Origin of the sequence: Crystallibacter permensis, from assembly GCF_025960875.1 — a bacterium.
In the GTDB taxonomy this organism is placed as follows: Bacteria; Actinomycetota; Actinomycetes; order Actinomycetales; family Micrococcaceae; genus Crystallibacter; species Crystallibacter permensis.
Genome location: NZ_JAODLR010000010.1, coordinates 11889 through 34986 on the forward strand (window position 1 = coordinate 11889; position 23098 = coordinate 34986).

General features: G+C 61.4%; 17 protein-coding genes and 1 pseudogene. 10 read left to right on the top strand and 8 right to left on the bottom strand.

The features are described from left to right. Window positions 1-163 precede the first annotated feature (163 nt). Window positions 164-741, top strand: a pseudogene (locus B0G38_RS12670) (recombinase family protein). 116 nt (window positions 742-857) lie between these two features. Here B0G38_RS12670 and B0G38_RS12675 read toward each other — a convergent pair. From B0G38_RS12675 to B0G38_RS12685, 3 genes are all read right to left on the bottom strand, one after another. Then, window positions 858-2612, bottom strand: coding sequence for an IS1634 family transposase (locus B0G38_RS12675; RefSeq protein ID WP_264669796.1), 1755 nt, complete (start codon window positions 2610-2612; stop codon window positions 858-860). Window positions 2613-2749: 137 nt separating this feature from the next. Next, on the bottom strand, window positions 2750-3877 hold the full coding sequence (locus B0G38_RS12680) for a hypothetical protein (protein WP_264669797.1): 1128 nt from the start codon (window positions 3875-3877) through the stop codon (window positions 2750-2752). Between the two features lie 136 nt (window positions 3878-4013). Next, window positions 4014-4316 carry a hypothetical protein gene (locus B0G38_RS12685; RefSeq protein ID WP_264669798.1) on the bottom strand — a complete coding sequence of 101 codons (303 nt, stop codon included), beginning with the start codon at window positions 4314-4316 and terminating at the stop codon, window positions 4014-4016. A 128-nt stretch (window positions 4317-4444) separates the two neighbouring features. Between B0G38_RS12685 and B0G38_RS12690 the strand changes: the two genes are divergently transcribed. The 5 genes from B0G38_RS12690 to B0G38_RS12710 all read left to right on the top strand — a co-directional run bounded on the left by B0G38_RS12690 (window position 4445) and on the right by B0G38_RS12710 (window position 13627). After that, entirely contained in the window at window positions 4445-5206 is a 762-nt protein-coding gene (locus B0G38_RS12690) for a hypothetical protein (protein ID WP_264669799.1), read from the top strand. A gap of 1103 nt (window positions 5207-6309) precedes the next feature. After that, window positions 6310-7332, top strand: coding sequence for a hypothetical protein (locus B0G38_RS12695; RefSeq protein ID WP_264669800.1), 1023 nt, complete (start codon window positions 6310-6312; stop codon window positions 7330-7332). A 426-nt stretch (window positions 7333-7758) separates the two neighbouring features. Next, window positions 7759-9036, top strand: coding sequence for an RES family NAD+ phosphorylase (locus B0G38_RS12700; protein WP_264669801.1), 1278 nt, complete (start codon window positions 7759-7761; stop codon window positions 9034-9036). A 111-nt stretch (window positions 9037-9147) separates the two neighbouring features. Further along, window positions 9148-11109: a site-specific DNA-methyltransferase gene (locus B0G38_RS12705; protein ID WP_264669802.1), complete on the top strand. Its 1962-nt coding sequence runs from the start codon at window positions 9148-9150 to the stop codon at window positions 11107-11109. Then, window positions 11102-13627 (top strand): DEAD/DEAH box helicase family protein, encoded by a 2526-nt coding sequence (locus B0G38_RS12710; RefSeq protein WP_264669803.1) that lies wholly within the window; start codon window positions 11102-11104, stop codon window positions 13625-13627. The genes B0G38_RS12705 and B0G38_RS12710 overlap by 8 nt, the downstream gene beginning before the upstream one ends. A gap of 526 nt (window positions 13628-14153) precedes the next feature. Here B0G38_RS12710 and B0G38_RS12715 read toward each other — a convergent pair. After that, on the bottom strand, window positions 14154-14438 hold the full coding sequence (locus B0G38_RS12715) for a DUF3040 domain-containing protein (protein WP_264669804.1): 285 nt from the start codon (window positions 14436-14438) through the stop codon (window positions 14154-14156). A gap of 647 nt (window positions 14439-15085) precedes the next feature. Between B0G38_RS12715 and B0G38_RS12720 the strand changes: the two genes are divergently transcribed. Further along, window positions 15086-16303 carry a hypothetical protein gene (locus tag B0G38_RS12720; RefSeq protein ID WP_264669805.1) on the top strand — a complete coding sequence of 406 codons (1218 nt, stop codon included), beginning with the start codon at window positions 15086-15088 and terminating at the stop codon, window positions 16301-16303. An 84-nt stretch (window positions 16304-16387) separates the two neighbouring features. On the opposite strand, the gene B0G38_RS12725 is transcribed toward B0G38_RS12720, so the two are convergent. Genes B0G38_RS12725 through B0G38_RS12735 form a run of 3 tightly spaced genes read right to left on the bottom strand, consistent with a single transcriptional unit; the run spans window position 16388 to window position 18557 of the window. Next, window positions 16388-16963: a hypothetical protein gene (locus tag B0G38_RS12725; protein ID WP_264669806.1), complete on the bottom strand. Its 576-nt coding sequence runs from the start codon at window positions 16961-16963 to the stop codon at window positions 16388-16390. Next, window positions 16963-17826 carry a cytochrome c biogenesis CcdA family protein gene (locus B0G38_RS12730; RefSeq protein ID WP_264669807.1) on the bottom strand — a complete coding sequence of 288 codons (864 nt, stop codon included), beginning with the start codon at window positions 17824-17826 and terminating at the stop codon, window positions 16963-16965. Before B0G38_RS12730 ends, B0G38_RS12725 begins: the two co-directional genes overlap by 1 nt. Further along, a complete protein-coding gene (locus tag B0G38_RS12735; RefSeq protein ID WP_264669808.1) occupies window positions 17826-18557 on the bottom strand; it encodes a DsbA family protein in 732 nt (243 codons plus the stop codon). The genes B0G38_RS12730 and B0G38_RS12735 overlap by 1 nt, the downstream gene beginning before the upstream one ends. A gap of 61 nt (window positions 18558-18618) precedes the next feature. On the opposite strand from B0G38_RS12735, the gene B0G38_RS12740 reads away from it, so the two are divergent. After that, a complete protein-coding gene (locus B0G38_RS12740; protein ID WP_264669809.1) occupies window positions 18619-19392 on the top strand; it encodes a GntR family transcriptional regulator in 774 nt (257 codons plus the stop codon). Between the two features lie 130 nt (window positions 19393-19522). On the opposite strand, the gene B0G38_RS12745 is transcribed toward B0G38_RS12740, so the two are convergent. Beyond that, window positions 19523-19876: a DsrE family protein gene (locus tag B0G38_RS12745; RefSeq protein WP_264669810.1), complete on the bottom strand. Its 354-nt coding sequence runs from the start codon at window positions 19874-19876 to the stop codon at window positions 19523-19525. 386 nt (window positions 19877-20262) lie between these two features. Between B0G38_RS12745 and B0G38_RS12750 the strand changes: the two genes are divergently transcribed. Together B0G38_RS12750 and B0G38_RS12755 are read left to right on the top strand one after the other, a co-directional pair. Beyond that, window positions 20263-21672, top strand: a complete 1410-nt coding sequence (locus B0G38_RS12750) for an MBL fold metallo-hydrolase (protein ID WP_264669811.1) — start codon at window positions 20263-20265, stop codon at window positions 21670-21672. Between the two features lie 88 nt (window positions 21673-21760). Then, on the top strand, window positions 21761-23035 hold the full coding sequence (locus tag B0G38_RS12755; RefSeq protein ID WP_264669812.1) for an MFS transporter: 1275 nt from the start codon (window positions 21761-21763) through the stop codon (window positions 23033-23035). Window positions 23036-23098: the final 63 nt, after the last annotated feature.

Sequence of the window (23098 nt, forward strand, 5' to 3'; positions counted from 1 at the left end):
CAGGGTCCCGGGACGGATCTCGCAAGAGGGTCCTCCACCGCGACACTCGATGGCCACTCCCCCGCCGCCAAAAATCCTATACAGTTGCTGACTTCTTCGATTCGCGTATACCCCGCCCGCAAAGCTGTCCCTCATTGGCCGCTCAACCGCTACAGTTGAGTCCATGCCAGCACACGTCGTCGGTTACGCCGAGTTTCAACAAACGAACAGGACCTGACCGCGCAACGGAACGGACTCGCCGCTCTCGGAGTCCCCGAAGACAAGATCTACGTCGATCACGGATTGACAGGCAGGAACAGGGACCGGCCCGGCCTGCGCGAAGCCCTCGCCGCCGTCCGCGACGGCGACACCCTGGTCATCACCAAACTCGACCGGCTCGCCCGTTCCCTGCCCGATGCCCGCGACATCGTCGAAGAACTGACCAAGAAAAAAGTGAAGCTAAGCATCGGCGGATCCGTACACGACCCCACCGACCCCGTCGGACGGCTGCTCTTCAACGTCCTGGCCATGGTCGCCGAATTCGAATCCGACCTCATCCGCGCCCGAACCCGCGAAGGCATGCAGGTCGCCAAAGCCAAAGGCCGGCTCCGCGGCAAACAACCCAAACTCTCCAAGAGCCAGGAAGCCCACCTCGTCTCCCTATACAAGGGAGGAAACCACACCACCACCGAGATCGCCGAACTGTTCAAGGTCGCCCGCAGTACCGTTTACCGTGTCGTACAACGGACGGTAGAAGGTTAAGTTTCGCAGGCACCGCTTCATCGCGGACGGCAGTTAGTCCGAAGTTACGTTTTTCTGAGACGCCGGAATCCCTGTGTTTGCGGGGGTCCCGGCGTTTTTGATGGGTGGTTTTCTGGCTACTTGGTCCAGGTGTTGAGGTGCTGGTCGATCAGTTCTTGGGCTTGGCGTTGGACGGGGGTCGGCAGCGCGGTCAGCTCGAACGTGGCGGCGGTGCCGGCCGCGCGCAGCGTGTTGCGGGTCCGGGTGGCCAGGTGTGTCAGCAGGGCGCGGAAGCTGTAGGCCGGGGTGCCGTCGGCGAGGGTGCGGGTGGAGGCCTTCTGCCCGGCTTCGGGTGAGCGGACGGCGGCGGTGACCGGGTTCTCCGGGGTGGGCTTGTTGTCGTCGGTGTAGGTCAGCGCCGCCCAGGCCTGGCGCAGGTGCCAGGTCAGGTGTCCGGCGAGCATGCAGAGGAAGACGTGGGCGCGGGTGCGGTCCTCGGTGCGGTGGTGGATCGGGCGGATGAGCAGGTCCACGGATTTCAGCGATTTGAAGATCTTCTCCACGTTGGCCAGGGATTTGTAGGTACGCACTGTTTCGGCCGCGTCCATCGTGGCGGCGGGCACCGAGGTGCGGATGACGTAGATGCCGTCCAGTGCCGCTTCGGCATCAATCTGTTCGGTCCGGCGCTTGTAGGTCAGTTTGGTGTCGTTGATGGTGACATCGAAGTGTTTGGCCATCTTGTACTTGTCGATGATTTTGCCGGTCCGGATGCCGATCTTCGCGGCTCCGGCCAGCCGCCCGGCGGTCACCGCCGCGGCGACGGTGTCGAGTTCGGCCTCGGTGGCGGTGAGCAGTTCGCCGCGTTTGCGGGCGCGTTCGGCGGCCAGAGCGGGGTTGCGGCAGGCGATCAGGCGCTCATTGGGGTAGTCGGGGTGGCTGATTTCGGCCAGGTCCTGCTGATCGAACAGGCTCATCTGCAGGGGCCCGTCGTCGGCGGCCAGCGCGGCGATGGCCGGGGCGCGCAGGCAGGTCACCCAGTCCAGCCCGCCGGTTTCCTTCAGCTGCCGGATGCGGGCGGCGGTGATCATGCCGCGGTCCCCGACCATGACCATCTCCTCCACGCCGGCGAGGTCCTTGATCTCGCCGGCGATGGCTGTGAACGCGGCCGGATCCGCGGTGTTGCCGGGGAACACGCGCACGGCGACCGGGACGCCGTGGCGGTTGGCGAGCATGCCGTACTCGATCTGCTCGACGCCTTTCTTCCGGTCCCGGGAGTAGCCGCGCGCGGCCAGCGGGTTGTGGTGCCCGGTCACCCAGGACGAGGACAGATCGAACAACGCCAGCTTCTCCGGGTTCGATTCCGGGCCGAGGTACCGGCCGGCGAGCTGTTTCTCGATCCGCGGCTGGCGGGCGAGCAGCCAGTCCATCGCCGTATACGCCTCGTCCGTGGATACCGGGCCCAGGTCCGCGGCCAGGGTGGTGTCTTCGAACCAGCGCAGCGACGCCAATTTCGAGGCAGGCGCGCAGACCCGGGCGGTGATCAGGGCCATCGCGATGTCGCGTTCCCGGCAGGCCGGACCGAGCAGCTTCTCGAACCCCAGCCCGCGGGCCATCCGCGCCACGGCGTCGACGTGCCCGGCCGGCAGCGACCGGGTTACTTCCAGGCCGGCGGTGGCCTCGACCAGAGTCTTGCCGGCCAGCGAGGCACGCAGGTCCTCGACCGCCTGCTCCGGCAGCGCCGCGAGGTTCGCCAGCGTCTCGTGTTTGACCTTGCCGCCGTCGCGGTATGAGCGGCGCAGCAGCACCGATTCGTACTCGACGGTTTCCCCGGCCTTGTTCACCCGCCGCGACTTCGTCCGGGCTACGTGCACTGCCTGCTGCGTCTTCGCCATGCCATGATCCTACTCCCGGACCTGACGCAACGACGATACGACACACCATAATTTAGTGGCTACAAATTGTGATACAAAAGAGGGCTGATCGCCCGGAACCACAAGGAACCAGAGCGATCAGCCCACGTAACTTCGGGTTAGTCGGGCTTGCGCAGATAGTGGAGAAAGTTCCGGCCTCCAGGAACAGGGGTCAAAACCCATTTCGTAAGGGTATCTGCAACATGTTTTAGGCTCGTGTCGACTACTGCCGCCAATGTGGCCTGATCGTGCCCGGTATACGCGTAGATCACTGATCCGAGGTCATTTTCCATAAGTTGATCACTAACGTCGCCAAATCCTAAATGGACGAGCCCATTCCTCAGCCGCCGATAGTGCGGCGCAAGGATCTCGAGGGGATGCTCTGCGACTTCGAGCGCCTGAGCTATGTTGTGTCGGGCGATTTCTCCGAGGACATATTGCGAATTTATTAGGGAATCAAGAGACTTAGCGGATTGGTAGAGCACGATAAACCGGTGCTTTAGCGCGGCGAACTCGCATGCGGTGCAACACTGGGAACGAGCGAACCGTTCTGTTACCACGCAAGTTCCTTGGATAGTCATAAGGGCCGCTGCCAACGAAGGCTCAAGTTCTCCCGCGAACATTCGAGGGAAGCATTGACGAGACTTTCCGTCCCACCATGTCACATCCGAATTCTCGGTAAAGCCTCGATGATGCTGATCCAGTTCCGTCGTACCGACCAATTGGGCCGTCACATTGCCGATGCCTCTCGCCAGCCGATGGATTCGCGGCCCTATGCCATCGAGAGAGACGACATGGTCGGGACTCAGTCCGGCGAGGAAGGGTCCGCCGACGTTTGTGACAATGGGGACGTTGTCCGAAAAAGCAACAGCCAGATCGTTCCGCAGAAAGTCGAATATTCGGCCGCGCCGATCCGGGGGAAAGAAAGCCCCGTGATTTGCGTCGATCTGAGCTTGGAAGTGCCCAACTACACCGTGTACGAGCCGCCGGTTATCCTCGAAAAATTTTCCGCTCATCCGTGCAGCGACCGCAATCTCCTCATCCCATTCCACGTGGAGATCCCATTGAGCGGCCTGCGCAGAATACTTCTTAGTTTCGTAGGCAACCATGGATCCGTATTGCAGGAACGGCCACACTTGGGCGTTCCCCTCGCTTCCTAAGATCGCGGAAGCAACATAAGTCAGATCCGCCTTGGCGAGGGAAAACGCGATGTGTTCATAAGACTCGAATGCTCGCTCAAACCCCAAGTGGTCTCCTACAAAAACTCATTCATCACCCCCAGGCATCGAGGCACCAGCGAACAACTGACCGGATACAGACAGCAAAGCCCGATAAGTGGAGTTACGGATTAGCTTGGAAGCTAATCCTGACATCGCAGACGGACTACGCTTGAATCACCCGGTATGGCGGGTTCTCGACTTGATAACGGTGGAGTTCCTTGAAGCCTTCTTCAGCGACGCAATCGCTTAGTTCCTCATATAGCTGGGCCGTCTCCTCGTAGCCCATCGCTAGGAGATCATTGCGCAGAGCTTCCTTCGTCACGTACGAGACGCTGATCCCTGTCCGATCACGTAATTTTTCAGCAATCCGAACAGGACGTTGTCGATCGTCAGGAAAGAGCCCCGGACTATGGAAACAGCCGAAGATCGCCTCCGTGAACCATTCACCCATGGTCATATCCAGCATCTACCTCTACCTTTCGTACACGACACGGAACGTCCGTGACGCTGCTTTTAAGCATCAGCTACTACGACGGGCAATGGGGGATGCCAGAAACGTGTCGGCTCTTAGCACCCAGCAGACAAAATGGAAGTATGCCCATCCACACCGAACGCGAGGACTTGGAGGCGCTTGGTGAAGCCAAGCTCCTCATCGACCGTCTGCACGAGGAACTGGCCGAGATACCGTGGCCGCCCCAGGCCGGCAGCGACCTCGCCGAGGACGAGGACAACACTCCGCCGACAGTCCATCCGGGCGCCATGGCACACCTGATGATCAGAAAAGCGGCAGAATGCCTCGTTGGCGCCTTTCACTTGTGCCATCCCGATAACGCCTCGGGCGTATCACCCGTTGAAGTCCTGCTTCGTACGGCGCTCATCGGCTCCTGCCGGACAGCGTTCCTACTTTCCCCTGATATTGCAGAGGAAAGATGGGAGAACGCACTAATCCTCGCCCGAGTTGACGCACATAGCGCATCCCAAGCCTGGCGTGTCCTTGGCGATTTTGAACTGACAATTCAACATGCAAGCCATGCACGGACGCGAGTGCAGGAAATCGCTGATGGACTTCCTTACGGCGATCGACCGGGCGAGGCAGGCCTGATCAACCGCATGATCGAAGCCGTATTGTGGCGCCTTCCAGATCAAACCGACGCGCCCCTGCTGCGCGAACGCCTTCTTTTCATGTGGCATGGCTACAGTGGTGTCGCTCATGCAAATGCCTGGCAAACGATGCTGGGCCATGTTGCAGTTCCCGGAGCTTTGTCTACAACTGGATCCCTGGTCGATCACCTAGCAACTCTGGCCAATGCTGCAAGCTTCGGCGTGAAGATCTTAGGGCAACGGTCTCGGTCATAAAGTGCTCACCGCCGCCCTATCAAAGGGTTACGGTTCCGTATTCTAGAAAAATAAATATGAGACAGGTTGGCGAGACATAACGATCCTCGGATTTGATCGTCAGTCTGGCCAGCCGTCAGGTGGACCGCCTCGTCGTGATAAACGATCCTTTTGTGAGACGGAGGCGGCGTTGCCGGTGAGGTCCCTCATTCCGGCCAAGATCCTGTCGAAACTCGTCGAGAATGCGCGCCCGCGGCTGTTGGTTAGCCGTTAGCGCCTGAGCCACCGCCGGCGGGAGTCGGATACTCGAGCGGCGAATTCCGCTTCTTTCTTTAGCGCGTCCTCATAAAAGGCGAGGCGAGTCGCTGAGCGCGCAAGTCTGCCCTGATTCCTAGCAAGGTCAATCGTGAGGTACAGCCCTAGGAGAAGAATCAGCCCACCGACTACAAGTGATGTCACTACCGCGAGTGTCCGGTCATTCTGCAGAGATACCAGCGCTACGAGAGGTAGGGCCGCAGCGATGACACTGATATAGGCTGCCGCCATAGGGCCCAAGCCTCCGCCGGAGAGTAGCGCTGCCTCATGCCGTAAGTCGTGAAGTACACGGAACTGTTGCGCCGGTGGCAAGGACAAGAAGGCCCCAATATCGGCCTCGTCAAAGGCTGGACCACGCTTTGAATGATTCTTGGACGAAAATCGGGATGACATGAGGAAGAGCGTACTGCGGTCACTGATAGTAATTCTTCCGCCCGACGGCTCTCCAGAATGCCCGCACTGCCCCAGACCGAGAACAGCAAGCTATGGAGACTTCACGCGGACACGATCTCCGATTCTTCGGAGTTCAAATTCTTACTCGCCAAGAGGCTCGTCAAGAGGGAGCGTGGCATGAAATTCCCGGCAGCGGCTATGCGTTCGAAGTCGACCCCGGGACCGGAATCGACGAGGCTAGACGCATGAGGCTGAACTTGTCTGACATGCTGGGGCCTGAACTTCGGCGAGTAATGCGGGGAGTCGCGCCTGATCCCAATAACCACTCTGGGTTCGCCATGTCCGGACTTGCATCTCACCGCTTTCGAGTTCCACCCGCCAGATTGCCGGTGCCTGAGATAGTACGGCTTGTTTTCATGGGCGTCGGCGCACCAGATCTCGGGCGGGCAGACAAGTTGGACTGGGAGCACACCTTCAAGGTAGACGGGACGCGCTGCTCGATGGCCAGTCAAAAGTTCGGGCTTCGCCTCTATGTGAGCCTGCAAGACGTACCTGAGATAAGCGTCGCAGCGATCTTGGCCGATCGGATCGTGGCTGCTTTGATTGCAGGTCAGAAAGTTGTTGAGCGCGATCTTCTCGGCCCCCTAGGCGAGGAACAGGTCACCGCCGGCAATCTCACGGTCCGCAATCAGTACGCGGCATTGCGCAGAACCTACGACTACTTCCGGAAGGGTGCAGAAATCGCATATGCAGGGCATGGGCGGCTGCATGCAGCTGGTCCTGCCCAATTACTACCTCCGGAAATACAGGAGATTATCCGTGAGATCTGGGAAGGAGAGGAGGTGCGTTCCCGGGAAACCGAAGGCTGGTGGAACACATTCGCCATGGTGACGGCCTACTTCAGCGTTCTAGAGCATGTCATGGTTGGCCTTTTGCCATTCAGCCAGTTCGATCCGTCGAAGGATTCCGTCAAAAGATTCATGGGGAGCAAATGGGGAGATAAATTCAAGCGCGTGTTCAACCCTGGCTCGGACCGGGCCGCGCAGCGTCATTATCTTGCTCTGAAGATTATTTCCGACCAGTACCGGAATCCCTACAGCCATGGAGGCTTCGACAAGCCGGGTTCAGCACTTGGTATACACATACCTGGTATCGGCGTCGTCCCTGCGACTTTGAGCGACATTCGAGACTCTCCCCATTTCAATTTTGTGCCCACCCAGGAGAAAGATTTCCGCAGCATTACGGATACATTCGATGAGCTGGAGAAATGGATTGCCGAAGGTGACTGTGCAAATGGATGGACGTGGGTGACGAACGGCCTTGATCTGCGCTTCGATGAGGAGTTCCGCACACAGGCAGAGAGCGCGAGGGACGACTTCCAATCATTTGTGAACTCGCACGAGTACAACTGGGAGCGCCAAGTTAATATGGACTGGTAGTGGGAAGTTCACCCATACCCCTGTCTCAGGTCAAGGAGTTTCCCCGTGGGCGTAGTTCCCTTTGCATGAATGGTGGCGGCAGCGAGTCGGTCCAGCATCAAAACTCATCCCTGTTGCGGTCATCAAGGCTGTTGGTTTCGCCATCGGTTTCTGAGCTCACCCGAAACCCTGAACAACGCTCTCAGGTGTCCCTTATCGCGACCTGCTCAAAGGACCGTTTGCCTATGTAGATGTGGTCCTCCGCCCACCCCCGGCCTATCCCAAGTACTCTGCTGCCACCCTGCGTATCGAGTAGTGACAGGATCAGCTGAAGGCTCCAGAACTAGTCCCAATAATCCGATCCAAGTAGCAGTGTCTGCGTTCTCTCGCTTCGCCCCACCATGGCAAGCTGAGTCCATGGGTTATTGGAAGGAAGTAGCAGCTCGGGTGGAAGAGCAGGGATACAGCGATATTGAGGGCTACCTGTGTCTCGCGCACGTCGAGGACTCGGACTTGGAAGCCGCTTTGAGCGCGGTGGTGCTTGAAGGAACCTGCAGTCTCTGTGACGCCGGTGCACCTGGAAGCGACGCGCAGCCAGTCATCCCACTCCAGGTCCTACTAGCCGAAGTCATGGACGCCGTCGTTTTCTTGTACGAACCGGCCGAAGGGATTGCTTACCTGGCCACCCGCGTTGACGACACAATCGATGTCTTACAAACGGTTTGTTCCGGCTACTTCTCCAGTGACATTGAGGACTCACTTATAGACCGATTCGATAAAGCGATACATACGCTCGAATGGGTAGCCAGTCGGCACGGACATTCCTTGGAAGCCGCCCAATGGGGATGGGAAACCTTTGTTTCAGACGTCAGTTCAGAATCGCGTTTCATCTACATGTCCCCCGCTGAGCCCGAGCACGTCGCCAGCCCCGGCCAACGAAGCGCCGCTTTCCTTCAGTCCTTGCTGCCGTATGCCGAAGAAAAAGAACTAGGTCTGCTGGCAACCATCCCTACCGGAACCCCGTTCTATAGGGGGAGACTCGTTCAAGATCAGTTTGACCAGACATCCTCCGCGGATGATTTAGGCCCGGCCCCCGCGCATCTTGCCGCCGCCAATCGAATGAGCCCTGAAGGCATCTCCATGTTCTACGGCTCCGAAAGTGCGATCACTGCCATACGGGAGATCGCCGCCCACGGAACCCGAAAGTATGCCAGAATCGGTGCCTTCAAGAACAAGCGTGAACTGGTCATACTCGATCTCACCCGTATACCAGCGCTGCCCAGCATTTTTGATAAGCAGTCCAGACCCAAGTACGGGGTCTACCAGTTCTTTGCGAACTTCCGAAAAAACGTCGCCGCACCATTGCATCCTGATGGACGCCCCCACATGCAGTACCTACCCACTCAGGTTGTAACGGAGTTCTTCAGATGGGTACCGCGCACCAAAATCGATGGGATTAAGCTCTTCAGCGCGCAGGACGGCACGCCCACATACGTGCTTTTCGTAGACCGGTCCGAAGTAGCCGACGAGTTACAGGAAAAAGACCAACCCTCCGCAACCCTCCTAGCAAAAAATATTGACGATACGGGTGCAAGCGATAGACGACCAGTTTCAACGTTTGATGATCTCTCCTTTTACCGTACCGACCCAGTACTCACCCTGCATCCCGCGGACGTCAAGACCTACAAAGTTGTCCGGAATATCGAAGCAACTCTCCTGAGCTAGCGCTGGCTTCCTCACGTGAAAAGGGCGAGCTCTGCGCCCGGCTGAGCCCAGACGCGCTAACCCTGTAGGCTCATCTTCGGTGATCGCACTGTTACGGAGAATAAAAAATCAATGATGAACGTGCCGGAGGTTGCTCCAGAAGGACGCCTTGAGCTGACGTGGACCAATAAGAAGCAACGCTTGCTTGCTCATGAGGATGGCTCCTATGAATGGACCATTCCTGGAGACTACCGAACCAGCGAAGTGCGTTTGCTTCATGACGTCACCCAAGTAGGAACAACCTCGCAGCAACGATCACAGGACAACCTCTTGATTCGCGGCGATGCACTTCACGCCCTGACCTCCCTCACGCAGCTTCCTGAATTCGCGCAGGAGTACGTTGGGAAGGTAAAGCAGGTCTACATCGATCCCCCGTTCAACACCGGGCAAGCCTTCGACCACTATGACGATGCACTGGAGCACTCGGTCTGGCTAACGATGATGAGGGACCGGTTACAGCAGATCAGGACCCTTTTGGCCCCTAATGGGTCGGTCTGGCTTCACCTTGACGACGTCGAAGTTCACCGCGCCCGATCCGTCTTGGATGAGATTTTTGGGCCGAACAATTTCGTTGCGACCGTTATATGGGAAAAGGTTTACAGCCCAAGGATGGATTCAAAGCAATTCTCCTCTAGCCATGACAGCATTCTCGTCTACTCAAAAAACACCGGTTGGGCTCCCAACGGTCTCGAAGTAACCGCCGACCGTAAGCAGTTCAAAAAACTAGACGCTACGGGCAGACCCTATAGGAGTCGGCAACTCCGAAAAGACGGCAAAGGTTCGTCCCGACAGGATCGACCGAACATGTGGTTCGGAGTAGAAGCCCCTGACGGTACCACCGCCTGGCCGATACGTTCAGATGGATCGGAGGGTCGATGGAGATGGGGTCGAGAAACATACGAGCTCAAGAAAGACGAATTGGAGTGGCTTCCCACACCGCAGGGCCTAATGCCCTATGTCAAGCAGTATGCAGACACTTCTACCGCTCGACCACCAGAAACTATTTGGCCTGCACGTGCAGTTGGCCACAACCACGAAGCAGCCGAACATCTCAAAGACCTTTTCGGCAAATCCTTTGCAACACCTAAGCCAGAACGTCTCCTGGAACGCATAATCCAAATTGGGACCAATCCTGGCGATATCGTTCTCGACTGCTTTGCGGGTTCAGGCACCACCGCGGCTGTTGCACACAAGATGGGCCGGCGGTGGGTGACCATCGAATGGGAACACAAGACCATCGAAGATTTCACCCTGCCTCGGCTGGAGCGGGTAGTGGCCGGCGAAGACCCGGGAGGTGTTACCTACACGGAGTCAGTCGAAGCCGTTTCCGATTTGCCGCCGTCGGTAACCCCGGCAGCCGCACGGGCAGCACAAACAGTTTTCAGTGAATTGATCCAGCACGGAAGTCTCGCAGACGGCGGCATTCTTGAGCAGCTCGGAAAGCTGGGATCATTCGTGCCAAAGGGGCGCAACCTCAGCGATGAAAAAATAGCTGAGAAGGTCGCACATGCCGAGTCGGAACTATGGCGATTGCTTCTCTCCAAGTTAGCTGCAATGGGAAAGACGAGAACAATCCGCACGGCGAGATGGTCGGGCGGCGGTGGTTTCCGTGTCCTCGACATAGGTCCTTCAATGTTCGAGGTTGAAAACAGCCAAGTACTCCTTGCTCACTGGGCCGAAGGTGACGCGTTGGCCGAGGCTGTAGCCGGTCAATATGGATTCACCTTCGAGGTCAGCTCCCCCTTCAGTGGTAGGCGAGGACGGCAACGCCTTGCAGTGATCGATGGACTGGTCAATGACGCCGTGGTCGATTTCCTTCTCGACTGGCTGGATGACGGAGAGCTACTGATGGCTTTTGGAACCAGCATCGATCCCGCTGCGGCTGAACGTCTCGGGGCGATCAGCAGAGGGTCCTCCCTCCGGAAAATTCCAGAATCAATTGTCTCTTCCTACCGAAGGTCGAGCCGCAAACAACAAGAAGGACTTAGCTGGGTCGCACCGGCCGAGCGGAACCTGGGGGCATTAAGTGGCTAACGGCCTAGACGTGAACCAGCAACTCCTCGCGGAAATAAGCGCGCAGCTAAAGCTGCGACCGCCGAACGCACAAGCGCTTGAAACCATCGTCGCAAGCGTCTCTGAACACTTCGACGATCGACAGCTAGCTCCGCCGTTCGAAGGAGTAGTCAGCTCTGCTACAGGCGTCGGCAAAACTTACGTAATGGCATCCACCATTGACTACTTTGCACAGCACAAAGGCTGGACGCACTTCGTCGTAGTCGTCCCAGGATCCACGATTCGAGAAAAAACGCTAGACAACTTCACGCCAGGTGCAGCGAAATCGTTGACGGCCGCTCTGGGTGTGAGGACTGAACTCATCACTGCTGAGAATTTCGATACCCCGCATATGGCCGCTATCATCGCGGACCCCGAGGTTGTGAAAATCTATGTCCTGACAGTTCAAGTACTCCTACGTCCGGAAACTGCCGGATCACGACGCGCTCACCGGTTCATGGAAGGACTGGGTGGGGAACTCTATTCATTCCTACAGCAACAGGACGATCTTGTCGTGCTGGCTGACGAGCACCACCTCTACTACGGACCGAAGTTTTCCGCAGCGGTTCGCGGATTGAACCCACTGGTTCTCATCGGGCTGACTGCCACACCACACCGTAACACTCCCGAAGACCAGATCATTTTCAAATACCCCCTCGCCGCAGCCATAGGCGAAAAGTTCGTCAAGACGCCGGTCATTGTCGGCAGGCGAGATGATCGTCATGATCTACTCACGCAGCTCATCGATGGCACTACTCTGCTTGAATACAAACGAAAAGCCGTCGCTCAATACCGGCAGGATCACCCCAAAGCACCCGATGTAAATCCCGTCATGCTCGTACTCGCCCGAGACACGTCAGAGGCTGACGAGATCGCTAGCGTTCTGAGAAGCCCTGACTTCAAAGAAGGCGCCTACGCAGAGGCCGTCATCCAGGTGGATTCCTCGGTGACAGATCGAGAAGAACCTGCCATGTGGGAGCGTCTATCGAATGTTGAGGAGCCGTCGTCCCCAATCCGCATTGTGGTATCGGTACGCATGCTGAAAGAAGGATGGGATGTAAAGAACGTCTACGTCCTCCACTCAACTCAACCGTCTCTTTCGGACGTACTGACTGAGCAGGTTCTCGGCCGGGGTCTGCGCCTCCCCTTCGGCGAGTACACAGGCATACAAATGCTGGACACGCTGGAAGTGCTCGCACACGACAGGTTCAGGCAGCTGTTGGAACGAGCCAACGTACTAAGCGAGGAGTTCATTTCTTTCCGCACAAGAGCGGTCTTACAGGAAAACTCCTCTGGCGATTTGGTCTCTGTTCGTGAACAAGAGGAAGTAGGGACACATCCAGTCACCATCGAGCCGGTAGAACCAGATTCACCTACCCAGGACTCTGACGTAATCGAGAGTCCTGGTACCCCTGGCACAATACAGGTCGCATCTGTAGAGGGACGAGCCCAGATGGGGGAAGCAACATCCGCCCTCCTGGGATCTGCGCTCGTACAGCCCATCCCCAACGCGCCGGCACTCACCTTTCCGGTGCTCCGCCCGACTCAAGTTCAAGCCTCCTTCTCTCTGCGAGACATCACCGATGTCTCGCCCTTCAGGGATCTCGGACGCCGGCTTCGCGTTGACCCCCAAGGGGAACTACAACGAACTGCGATTTCTGCACGGAGGCAAACCGGCTCGGACGGAATTGAGCGAATGGTTCTCGTCAGGACGACCGCGCAGGATCGAGTTCGTGCCGAGTCCGCCACAAGTTACTCGTTAGAAGACATCCGGGAGCAGCTTCGAACCGCCATTCTCAGTGCCCCTGCTGTAAGCGCCAGAAGGTCGGAACGGTCAGTTGAATCTCAAGCAGCGGATCCGCTACTTGATGCCTTCTTTGAGGGAGTGAATGGCAACGCGGAGACGCTTCTATCTGCCTATCTCGACCGCGCCGCCGCTCTACTGTTGCAGTTGGTCAACGACGAACAACGCCAACGGTCCTCACAAGCCGTCGTGCAAGAAGTCGCAACAGGCCGTCGCTTCAACCCGTCACGGAGGAATACGAGGTCGAACGAGTCCGAGGACCGGCTTGGACCTTTCGACAGAAACACCGCATATAAGGGCTGGAACCGCTCAATTATGCCTCTTGATTGGTTTGATTCAGCTCCCGAACGTGAGTTCGCAAATGTTGTCGACGACGACGAATCCGTGCGGTGGTGGATCCGGCTTCAACGTGACGAACTCCCACTTACGTGGACTTCAGCAGGTGAAAAATACAATCCCGACTTCATCGTCATCGGAACGGACAACCACCACTGGTTGATTGAAGTCAAAGCAGACCGTGACCTCACAAACTCGACCGTGTTGGCAAAACGTGAAGCCGCCAAACGCTGGGCGAACTATGTAAACACCTCACCTGAGTTCAACGGCCAGCACTGGAAGTACCTCCTCATCTCGGAGTCGGACCTCACGCATGCCAACGGCTCCTGGCCCCAACTGCGAGGACTCGCCGGGACCTGAGCGGACGGGACGGGAGTTATGGTCGGCAACTCCGGAGACAAGCGGGGGGGTAGGGAGGCAGTCGCAGAACTGGCAAGGAAACAATGCCTTGCCTTCAAAGAGCACACCACGGCTACATTTTGCAGCGTATTCCGCTCTCGTCTCGGCCCGTAACCGCCTCGCCGCTGGACCTGGGTCGTCTTACTCAGTTGCTTTGATGGAGAAAAGGAGTACGCGGCATAACACTTTTACTGCTGCATTACTTGGCGCAACTGTGTTCTCGCACCACTGAAGATAGCTCACGAGGAACTTGGAAAGCGGATGGTCGTTTGGTCTGCTGATCGACAAAGCAGGATTCTTGTCGGTGACGGTCAATTCTATTGACCGCCCCAGTGGATTCCGCCGGCTTGCAGTGTGAGCCTGAGCGAATTGTGCAGCCTAGCCGGGGTTTGAAAAGAAGAATGTGCCCACATCCAAGCCCTAGTCCTGCCGGTCCGCCACGATTCAGGAACGGAAAGGTAACCCGGTATCCGCCGTGTAGTGCCAGCTATTGCCCGCTGTTCGCAGGAGTGCCGCGGAGGCGGAAGAGCCAATAACTGCCCAAAGTGATCACAAAAGCGCCCAAGAGACCGTTCCCGGTAACCAGATGCACCAAACCAAGGATTAGCAGCCCAATCGCTGCCATCACGGCCAGACCATGCATTACGGATCCGGACACAGGGATGCCCTGCACCAGTCCGAACCGTAGTTTCCGTGCCAACTGCGGATCATCTGCGCTGAGCTCCCGTTCCAGCTTCTCCAGGCGCACGCGCTCTTCATCTGACAGTGGCATCGAAACCTCAGTCTCTCGGACGCTTCTTGGTGTTGCATGTCCCGCCGCCCGCCTTGGCTGGATCCTTGGCTGGCAGCGCTTCAAAGGACCGAAGGTGATGCCGGTCTTGAGCCCTCCCAGCGGCCTGCTTTACCCGACGACGACTCATTGCCCCTACTTCCCGAGCGGTTTCAGATCCGGCCTCGGAATTCCCGCTTTTTGTTTTGCCTGTTCCCCAATATTGTTTTGCCTGTTCCCCAATATTAACGGACGGCACGAAAGGGACTTCCCGAAGTCCCTAAGCAGTCAGCGCCCGTGAACACGCCTCGAACGCCAGGACCATGGGCCCAGGGACGCGAAACCGATCCCATGTTCACGGTGACAGCTGATGCCGCGTATCGGCGTTCCACTTGATAAGAGTTGTTCCAACGGTTTAGATCTTCCTCAACAAAGACAGCAAACGAGACGATGGAAGCGCCTCTAGAATCAAGCGGTTGGCTTCAGGCTCATTCCGCTGACACCCCGCTTCACGCCGATAACGGCGCATATGAAATCTCGTCGGGATGAAGTTGCCGTGCCCATGCACCTCTTGGGATTCCTCTCTTATTGGTGGCCGGACGGGTTATCCGCGGAACGGGCTGGGTCTGCGTGGTAACGTGGCACACGAAATGTCTAAACATTACCGGCTGAAATTTCTGGGCTTTTCCCTGACAGTGCTGTTGGGTGTGAGCGCCTGTACCCTGGTCCCGGACTCTCCGGGTGCCGAACGCGTTGAAACAGGCGGACCGCTGGCGGGGCCTTCGGCACCCGCCGGTGACACACAGTATTTTCCGGGGTTCCGTCCCGTGTCCGGTGTACCGGTCGACAGCGCCCCGGCGGAGGCCGGAACGGTTTTCCTTGGCTCTGTTTTCCCCGGCAACGGCAGGACGGACCTGAGCTTCTACGGGTTCAATGCCGCGAAGACCGCTTGGCGGGTGGACACGAACCCGTCCTGCGTGGGCACGGTGGTGACCGAGGTTAACGGCGAGCCGGCCGTCGTCATTTTGGATTCCGATGCCAGGACGGACGGACAGGGGCCGGTAAGCGTCGTCGTGGCGACGGCGTTCGCCGCGGATGATGCGGAGGTGCTGTGGGGGCCGACCCGGGTGCCCGGTCCGTCTGCTGGATCCGGGCTGATTTTCGCCGATACCCCCAAGGCGCTCACGGCCGACCCGCCCCCGGGTGTCCTGCTTGATGCCGATACCGGTGCCGTCGTTGAGGTCGGCACCGGAACTGCGCTCTATGAGCATCATGGCACTGCCCTGGCCGGCAGCGAAACATCATTTTCGGCCCTCGATACCGGTTCCGGCAACACCCTGTGGTCGTCCGCCGATCTGCGCCGGCCGGCAGGGGCAGATCCGGAGGCCGTAGTCCGCTTTACCGGCGCGTACGGCCCCTCGACAGGGGGAATCGTCGTCCTGGAATGGGACGCAGGGGTCGCGGAACCGGTGCTGGTGGCTTACAGTCTGCGCTCCGGAGAAGAACTGGGGCAGGTTCCGGGCGAGCCTGCCGCGGCGGCCGCCGCGGATGAGGCTACGGGAATTGTGCTGCTGACTTCGGATGCCGGGAACGGGTCCCGCGTCCTCCGGGCCTTCAGGCCCGGCACCGGCCTGCTGTGGCGGAAATCCTTTGACGAGGCCCGCGTCTCCTCGATCGGCGGCGGCGCGGTTTTTGCCCTGCTCAACGGCGTGGCGGCCCGAATCGATGTTGAGTCCGGGGCCATCCTTGACACCGGTGATGCCAGGCTTCCGGTGTCCGTCCTCCCGAACGGCACGGCCCTGTTTCCCACCCGGGAGCAGAGCATGTTTGCCCTGGCCGTGCCCGACGGGCCGGCGGGCAACGGCTGACGACGCAACGACCGCCGGTATCAGGGCAGGCGGCTTAGCGGGGTCGAGCCGGACCCCGGGGGCAGGCGGCAGGAGGGCGTGCGGTTACGGGCCGGCTGTCGGGAAGCGGTCTGTGCTCTTGACGGGCGGGTTCTGGACCGGCGACCCGCCCGGCTCGACCGGTACGGCAGGTTGGGACGGTTTAGCCCGTACTGCGCAGCGGTCTTCGGACGTCGTGCGCTTATAGAGAGCCCAGCCGAGCAGGCCGATCGATACTGCGGCGAGCAGCGGCTGGAGGGGTTCGAAGTACTGCATCGCTCCCGAGGTTCCCAACGCCAGCAGGACCAGTTTGTTGCAGACGGGGCAGCCGACGGCGAAGAAGGCCATGATGGTTCCGGCCGCGCCGAGGCGTGTTTTCTTTTCGGCGGGTGAGGGTGTCCGGGAGACGTAGGTTGCCGTGACGAGGCCGGCCAGGAGGGCGGTGACGGCCAGGACGGGGAAGGACCACCAGGTGGGCGGCACCTCGCGGCTGAACAAGGGTGTATCGATCAGATCGGTCGGAACCGCTATCAGCAGGCAGGCCCCGGCTGCCGCGGCGGCGGCCGCGAGCCAGCGCCGTCGCGGCCAGGCCGCCAGGGCGGAGAGGAACCGTTGGTGTCCGGCGGCGCGGTCTGCGCTCATCAGGAATCCTTGTCGCTCGGCTGCACCGGGTCCGGGACCGGAGTGCGGCTTGGGTTGGTGTTGCGTTGGTTCTTCAGGAAAAGCACGGCGGCAGCGGCGAGCACGGCCAGAGCGATCAGCGCGAAGACCGTGTTGGACATGCCGGCGGCCCCGGCGCTGACGGAGCTTTCGAGCCGGAACTGGTCGCCTACGCTGAGTACGCCGCCCAGGCCGGCGGTTCCGTCCGTGAGCAGCAGCAGGATACCTATGGCGACCGAGAGGATTCCGGAGATCACCATGATCCAGGAGTTGGACCAGCGGCCGATGCTCACCGGGCGCGGCCGCAGCCAGCGGCGGCGGGTGATTCCCATCCGGTCCCAGAACAGGGCGAGCACGAAGAGCGGCAGGGCCATGCCGAGCGCGTAGATGGCCAGCAGGACCGCACCGTACACGGCGCTGGAGCCGACGGCGGCTACGGTCAGGACCGATCCCAGGATCGGGCCGGTGCAGACGCCCGCGACGCCGTACACCGCGCCGAGGACGAACACCGACAGGCGGGAGGAACCGGCCTGTGTTGTGTTCCGGAGCAGGGCCGGCATCCGGATGCCCAGGATCTGCAGCACGCCGAGCAGGATGACCAGCGCCGCCGCGCCCGTGACGAGAAGGTTCCGGTGCACGGTTACCAGCGATCCCAGGGCGCCGGCGAAGATACCCAGCGGCAGCAGCGTGGAGCCCAGCCCGGCATAGAACAGCGCCGTGCGGGCCACGAGGCTGGTCCTGGTGGAGAAAGCATAGGCGAAGAACGCCGGCAGCAGCAGTGCCGAGCAGGGGCTGAGCAGCGTCAGCACCCCGCCCAGAAACGCCCCGGCATACCCTATTTCCATCAGCGGGACGCCTCGGTTAGGGCCTCATCGATGGCCTTTTCGAAGGCTTCCAAGGGCTGGGCCCCGACGAACGGGGTCTCGTTGACCAGGAACGTGGGTGTTCCGGAGGCACCGAGCGACGCCGCTTCGCGCACGTCCTTCCCCACGGCTTCGCGCAGGTCCGGCGAGTCCAGGTCCTGTTCGAATTTCTTCAGGTCGGGGACGCCGGCTTCCTTGGCGATATCCATCAGCCTCTCCCGGTCCAGCTCGGCGTGGCCCCGCTCCGGGGCAACCGCGAAGACCGCCTTGTTGAACTCCCAGAACCTGCCCTGCTCGCCGGCCGCCCGGCCGGCCACGGCCGCTTCCATGGACTGCTCGCCGAAGACCGGAAGATCGCGCCATTCAATGCGCAGCCGGCCGCTGTCGACATACTTCTCCACCAGCGGGGGCAGGACATCCCGGGCGAAGAGGCCGCAGAAGGGACAGCGGTAATCGGCATATTCGACCATGACCACCGGCGCGTCCACGGCCCCGAGCGCGGCGGGATCATCAGCGATCCGGCGGGACATATCCAGCACGGCTCCGCTCTGTGCCGTGTCCTGGCCTGCCTGCGCGGCCTGCTGCGATTTGCCGCCTTGAAAGGCGAAGATGCCCACAAACAGCACCAGGACCGCTACTCCCAACACGTTGGCAGCCACGGTAAGGTTACGGCGGCGGGAAGTGCCGGCCGGATCGGATCGCTGGGATGGCATGCGTACTCCTCGCTGCGGCCCCCAGGGCCGCGAAATGTCTAGACATTATGATTGAGGCTACGTGAGCGGGCAGGACCATGTAAAACCGTCTGCGGGAGAATCCGGTGCCGCCGGGGCCGGGGTCCCGCTGTGGGAATCGATCAGCCGGGATCTGCGCCGCCGGCTGCAGGAGGGTGAATTCACCGCCGGATTTCCCGGCGAGCTCTCCCTGGCCAGGGAGTACAACGCCAGCCGCGGCAGTATCCGCGCCGCATTGCGCCCGCTGCGTGAAGCCGGACTGGTCAGTGCCGAGCGCGGGCGCAAACCGGTGGCCCTGCCGCCGGTGATCGCCGGAACGAGCCAGGCCTACGGGCCGGTCTACAGCCTTTTCGCCACCCTGCAGGAGGCCGGGCTGGAACATTCCAGCGACATCCTGGCCCAGGAGATTGAACAGAACCCGGCCGCCGCCGCCCGCCTGGGCCTGCCGGCCGGGGAGCCGCTGTTCCGCCTGGCCCGCAGGCGCTACGCCCAGGGCGTTCCGCTGGCCGTGGACGAGGTATGGCTGCAGGAGAGCCGGTGCCGGCCCCTGCTGGCGGCGGATTTTTCCAACAGCGCCTTGTATGAGGAGCTCGAGACCAGGTGCGGGATCAGGCTCGACGGCGGCGAAGAAAAACTCACTGCCGTCGCAGCCACCCCGGAGCTCTCAGCATCGTTGAACTGCACGCCCGGAGCGGCGCTGCTGTTCATAGAACGCCTGGGCTGCTCCAACGGCGTGCCGGTGGAGTTCCGGCGCAGCTATGTACTGGCCGAGAACTACACCGTCAGCACAACGTTCGGCACCCGGACGCCGCGCTAACGGACAAGCTCCGCCCCGAACCGGCGCCGCCAATGCCGCCGCTGCCCTGGCCGGACGGAACCGGCCTGCCGGGCTTTTCACGTACCGGCCCCCGTGCCGCCGGTCGGACAGGGGCCGGCGCAATTCCCGCCTAGATGCGGATGTAGGCGGCACCGTTGAACTGACGCCGGGCCAGGTGGGCGACGGCTGCGGGAACGACGGCAACTCCGGCCGCCAGGGAGGCTTCGTCGATTCCTGCCGAGCGCAGGCTGTTGCGGCAAGCGGTTATTGTCACGCCGTCTTCGGCCGCGAGGGCGGAAGCTTCCGCGGCATTGTGCGCGTCGCCGGCAAGCTGCGCGACAACCGGACCCTGGACGACGACTTCAAGGCGCACGCCCGGCAGTTCCGCCCGGGCGTTGCCCGCGACGCGCAGGGCTGCGGCAAGGTCGGGAAAGGGCTGCGCCCCCGGACCGGCGAGGTGCAGGATCAAATCAGGTGTTTCCATGCGCGTCACCTTAACATGCGCCTGCGGCCTAACGGCCGAACAGCTTCCTGAGCCAGCCGAACCCGGCGCCCGGCTGCCGGCCGGCAGCGGTTACACAGGTGCAGCGGCGGGACTGCGGAACGTTGCGCATCACCTGTTCGACATGGTTGCCGCAGCCTGCCCACGTCGCCTTCGAACATTTCTGGCATGTCGCCGTCCGGCACATACACGTTCCTCCATCACGTCTCGGTTCGTCGCCGCTTGCGTGCGGCACTCACCATTCTACATACCCCCTTGGGTATGGCGTCGGAGTGGAACGGGACTTGCGCGCATACCCCCACAGGTATTATCGTTGTACTCGAAAGTAATACCCCCCGGGGTACTAAGAGCGATCAGAAGGAGACGATATGCTGCTCGAGCGGATCTATGACGAGGACCTGGCCCAGGCCGGCTACTTCATCGGCTGCCAGCGCAAGGGCGAGGCCGTGGTGGTCGATGCCCGCCGCGACATCGGTGTTTACATCGACCTGGCCAAGGCCAACGGGATGAAGATCGTGGCCGTGACCGAAACCCACATCCATGCCGACTACCTCTCCGGCACCCGCGAACTGGCCGCGGCCACCGGCGCCAGTATTTACGTTTCCGGTGAAGGCGGGGCAGACTGGCAGTACGGGTTTGACGCCGAACGCCTGCACGACGGTGATGCCATCTCGATCGGAAACATCACGGTCCAGGCCCTGCACACCCCCGGCCACACCCCCGAGCACCTGTCCTTCCTGGTGACCGACGGGGCGTTCAGTGACCAGCCCGGCTACCTGCTCTCCGGCGACTTCGTCTTCGCCGGCGACCTGGGACGGCCGGACCTGCTGGACGAGGCCGCCGGGGGCATCGACACCCGCTTCGAGGGCGCTAAGCAGCTCTTCGCCAGCCTGCGGACCAAGTTCCTGGCGTTGCCGGACCACGTCCAGGTCTACCCGGGCCATGGTTCCGGCAGTGCCTGCGGCAAGGCCCTGGGCGCCATCCCGTCCACGACCGTCGGCTATGAGCGGCTGTACGCGTGGTGGGGCAAGTACCTTGAAGCCAACGACGAGCAGGGCTTCATCGATGAACTGCTCGACGGCCAGCCCGACGCGCACGCCTACTTCGGCCGGATGAAGCGCCAGAACCGGCTCGGCCCGGAGGTCCTGGGCGAACGCGCACCCCTGCCCGAGCTGGATAACCAGGCCGTCGCCGCGGACTTGGCCGCCGGCAAGGCGACCTTCGTCGACACCCGGCCCCACGGGCTGGTCCATGAAGGAACGGTGGCCGGCGCCCTGAATATCCCGGCCGGCAACAAGGCCGCCAGCTTCGGCGCCTGGGCCTACGACCCGGAGACCGACGACCGTCCGCTGGTCCTGCTCGCACCCGACCAGGACGCCGCACAGGACATGCGGGACCACCTCGTACGCGTGGGCATCGACAATGTTGCCGGCTACACCACGGGCCTGGACGGGCTGCCCATCACGGTTCCGGCCCTGATCCGGCCTAAGGAACTCGCCGGCTTCGACGCCGCCCTCGTCCTGGACGTGCGGAACAAGACCGAACACACCGCCGGGCACATTCCCGGCTCCGGGCAGCTCAGCGCCGGCCGCGTGCTCTGGAACCTGGACCGGCTTCCGGCCGACGGCACCATCGTGACGTACTGCCAGAGCGGGGTCCGCAACTCCGTCGCCGCCAGCACCCTGCGCCGCGCGGGCTACAACGTCGTCGAACTCGACGGCAGCTACGCCGCCTGGGAGAACTGGCAGAACTCCCGGGAGAGCGCCCCGGCCCGCTGACCGCTGCACGCCCAATCCGGACGGGTCCGCACGAATGTGCGGGCCCGTTTCGGCGTTATGATCACCTCACCCTTGTGGAGGCAACCGAATGGCCAGACACCCCAGGAAGGCCGTGCCTGCCCTTGGCCTGCGGGCCAACGCGGCCCAGTTCAGTCTGCTGGTGGCCGTGAACGCACTGGTCGGCGGCATGGTGGGCCAGCAACAGACCGTCCTGCCGCTGCTGGCCACCGAAGACTTCGGCCTGACCGGGTTCACCTTCATCTTCACCTACGTGGCGGCCTTCGGCGTGACGAAGGCGATCGCCAACTACTTCGCCGGCATGCTCTCGGACCGCTACGGGCGCAAACCGGTGCTGCTGGTCGGCTGGCTGTTCGCGGTGCCGGTGCCGCTGCTGCTGATCTTCGCCCCGGACTGGGGCTGGGTCATTGCCGCCAACGTGCTGCTGGGCATCAACCAGGGCCTGACCTGGTCCACCACCGTCGTCATGAAGATCGACCTCGTGGGACCTAGGCAGCGAGGCCTGGCCATGGGGCTGAACGAGGCGGCCGGCTACGGCGCCGTGGCCGCATCCTCCCTGCTGGCCGGCTACCTGGCCGGGCAGTACGGTCTGCGCCCGGCCCCGTTCCTGCTCGGACTCTTCTATACGGCGTTGGCGCTGCTGCTCTCCGGGATCTTCGTCCGGGAAACACGCGGCCACGCAGGCCTGGAATCAGGGACCCACGTTCCGCGCCCGGACGGGATCCACGACCACCTGCATCAGGACCTGACCGGCCGGCAGATCCTGGTCCAGGCCAGCCTGCGGGAACCGGCCCTGTCCTCGGCCAGTCTGGCCGGGCTGGTCAACAACCTTAACTTCGGCCTGTCCTGGGGCCTGTTCCCGCTGCTTTTCGCCACCGCCGGCCTGCCGGCGGTGCAGATTGGCCTGCTGTTCGCGCTCTACCCCGGCGTCTGGGGAGCGGGCCAGCTGGTCACCGGCGCGCTGTCGGACCGCATCGGCAGGAAGCACCTGATCACCGCAGGCATGGCACTGCAGGCCGCCGCCCTCGCCGTCATCGCGGCTTCAAGCGGCTTCGCCGGCTGGGCCGCCGGAACGGTGCTGCTGGGCGCCGGCACGGCGATGGTCTACCCGACCCTGCTCGCCGTCGTCGGCGACGTCGCCCATCCCGCGTGGCGCGGCCGGGCGGTCGGGATCTACCGGGTCTGGCGCGACCTCGGCTACGCCGTCGGCGCCGTCCTCGGCGGCATCACCGCTGACCTGCTGGGGCTGAACGCCGCCGTCTGGGCAGCGGCGGTCCTCAGCGCGGCCACCGCAGCAGCCGTGGGAGCCAGGATGTACGAGACGCTCCCGCCCCGCACCGGATAAACCCCGGCACACCAACACCACGAACCCCCGCGCACGCAAAAAACGGCCCCGCGCAATCCGTTG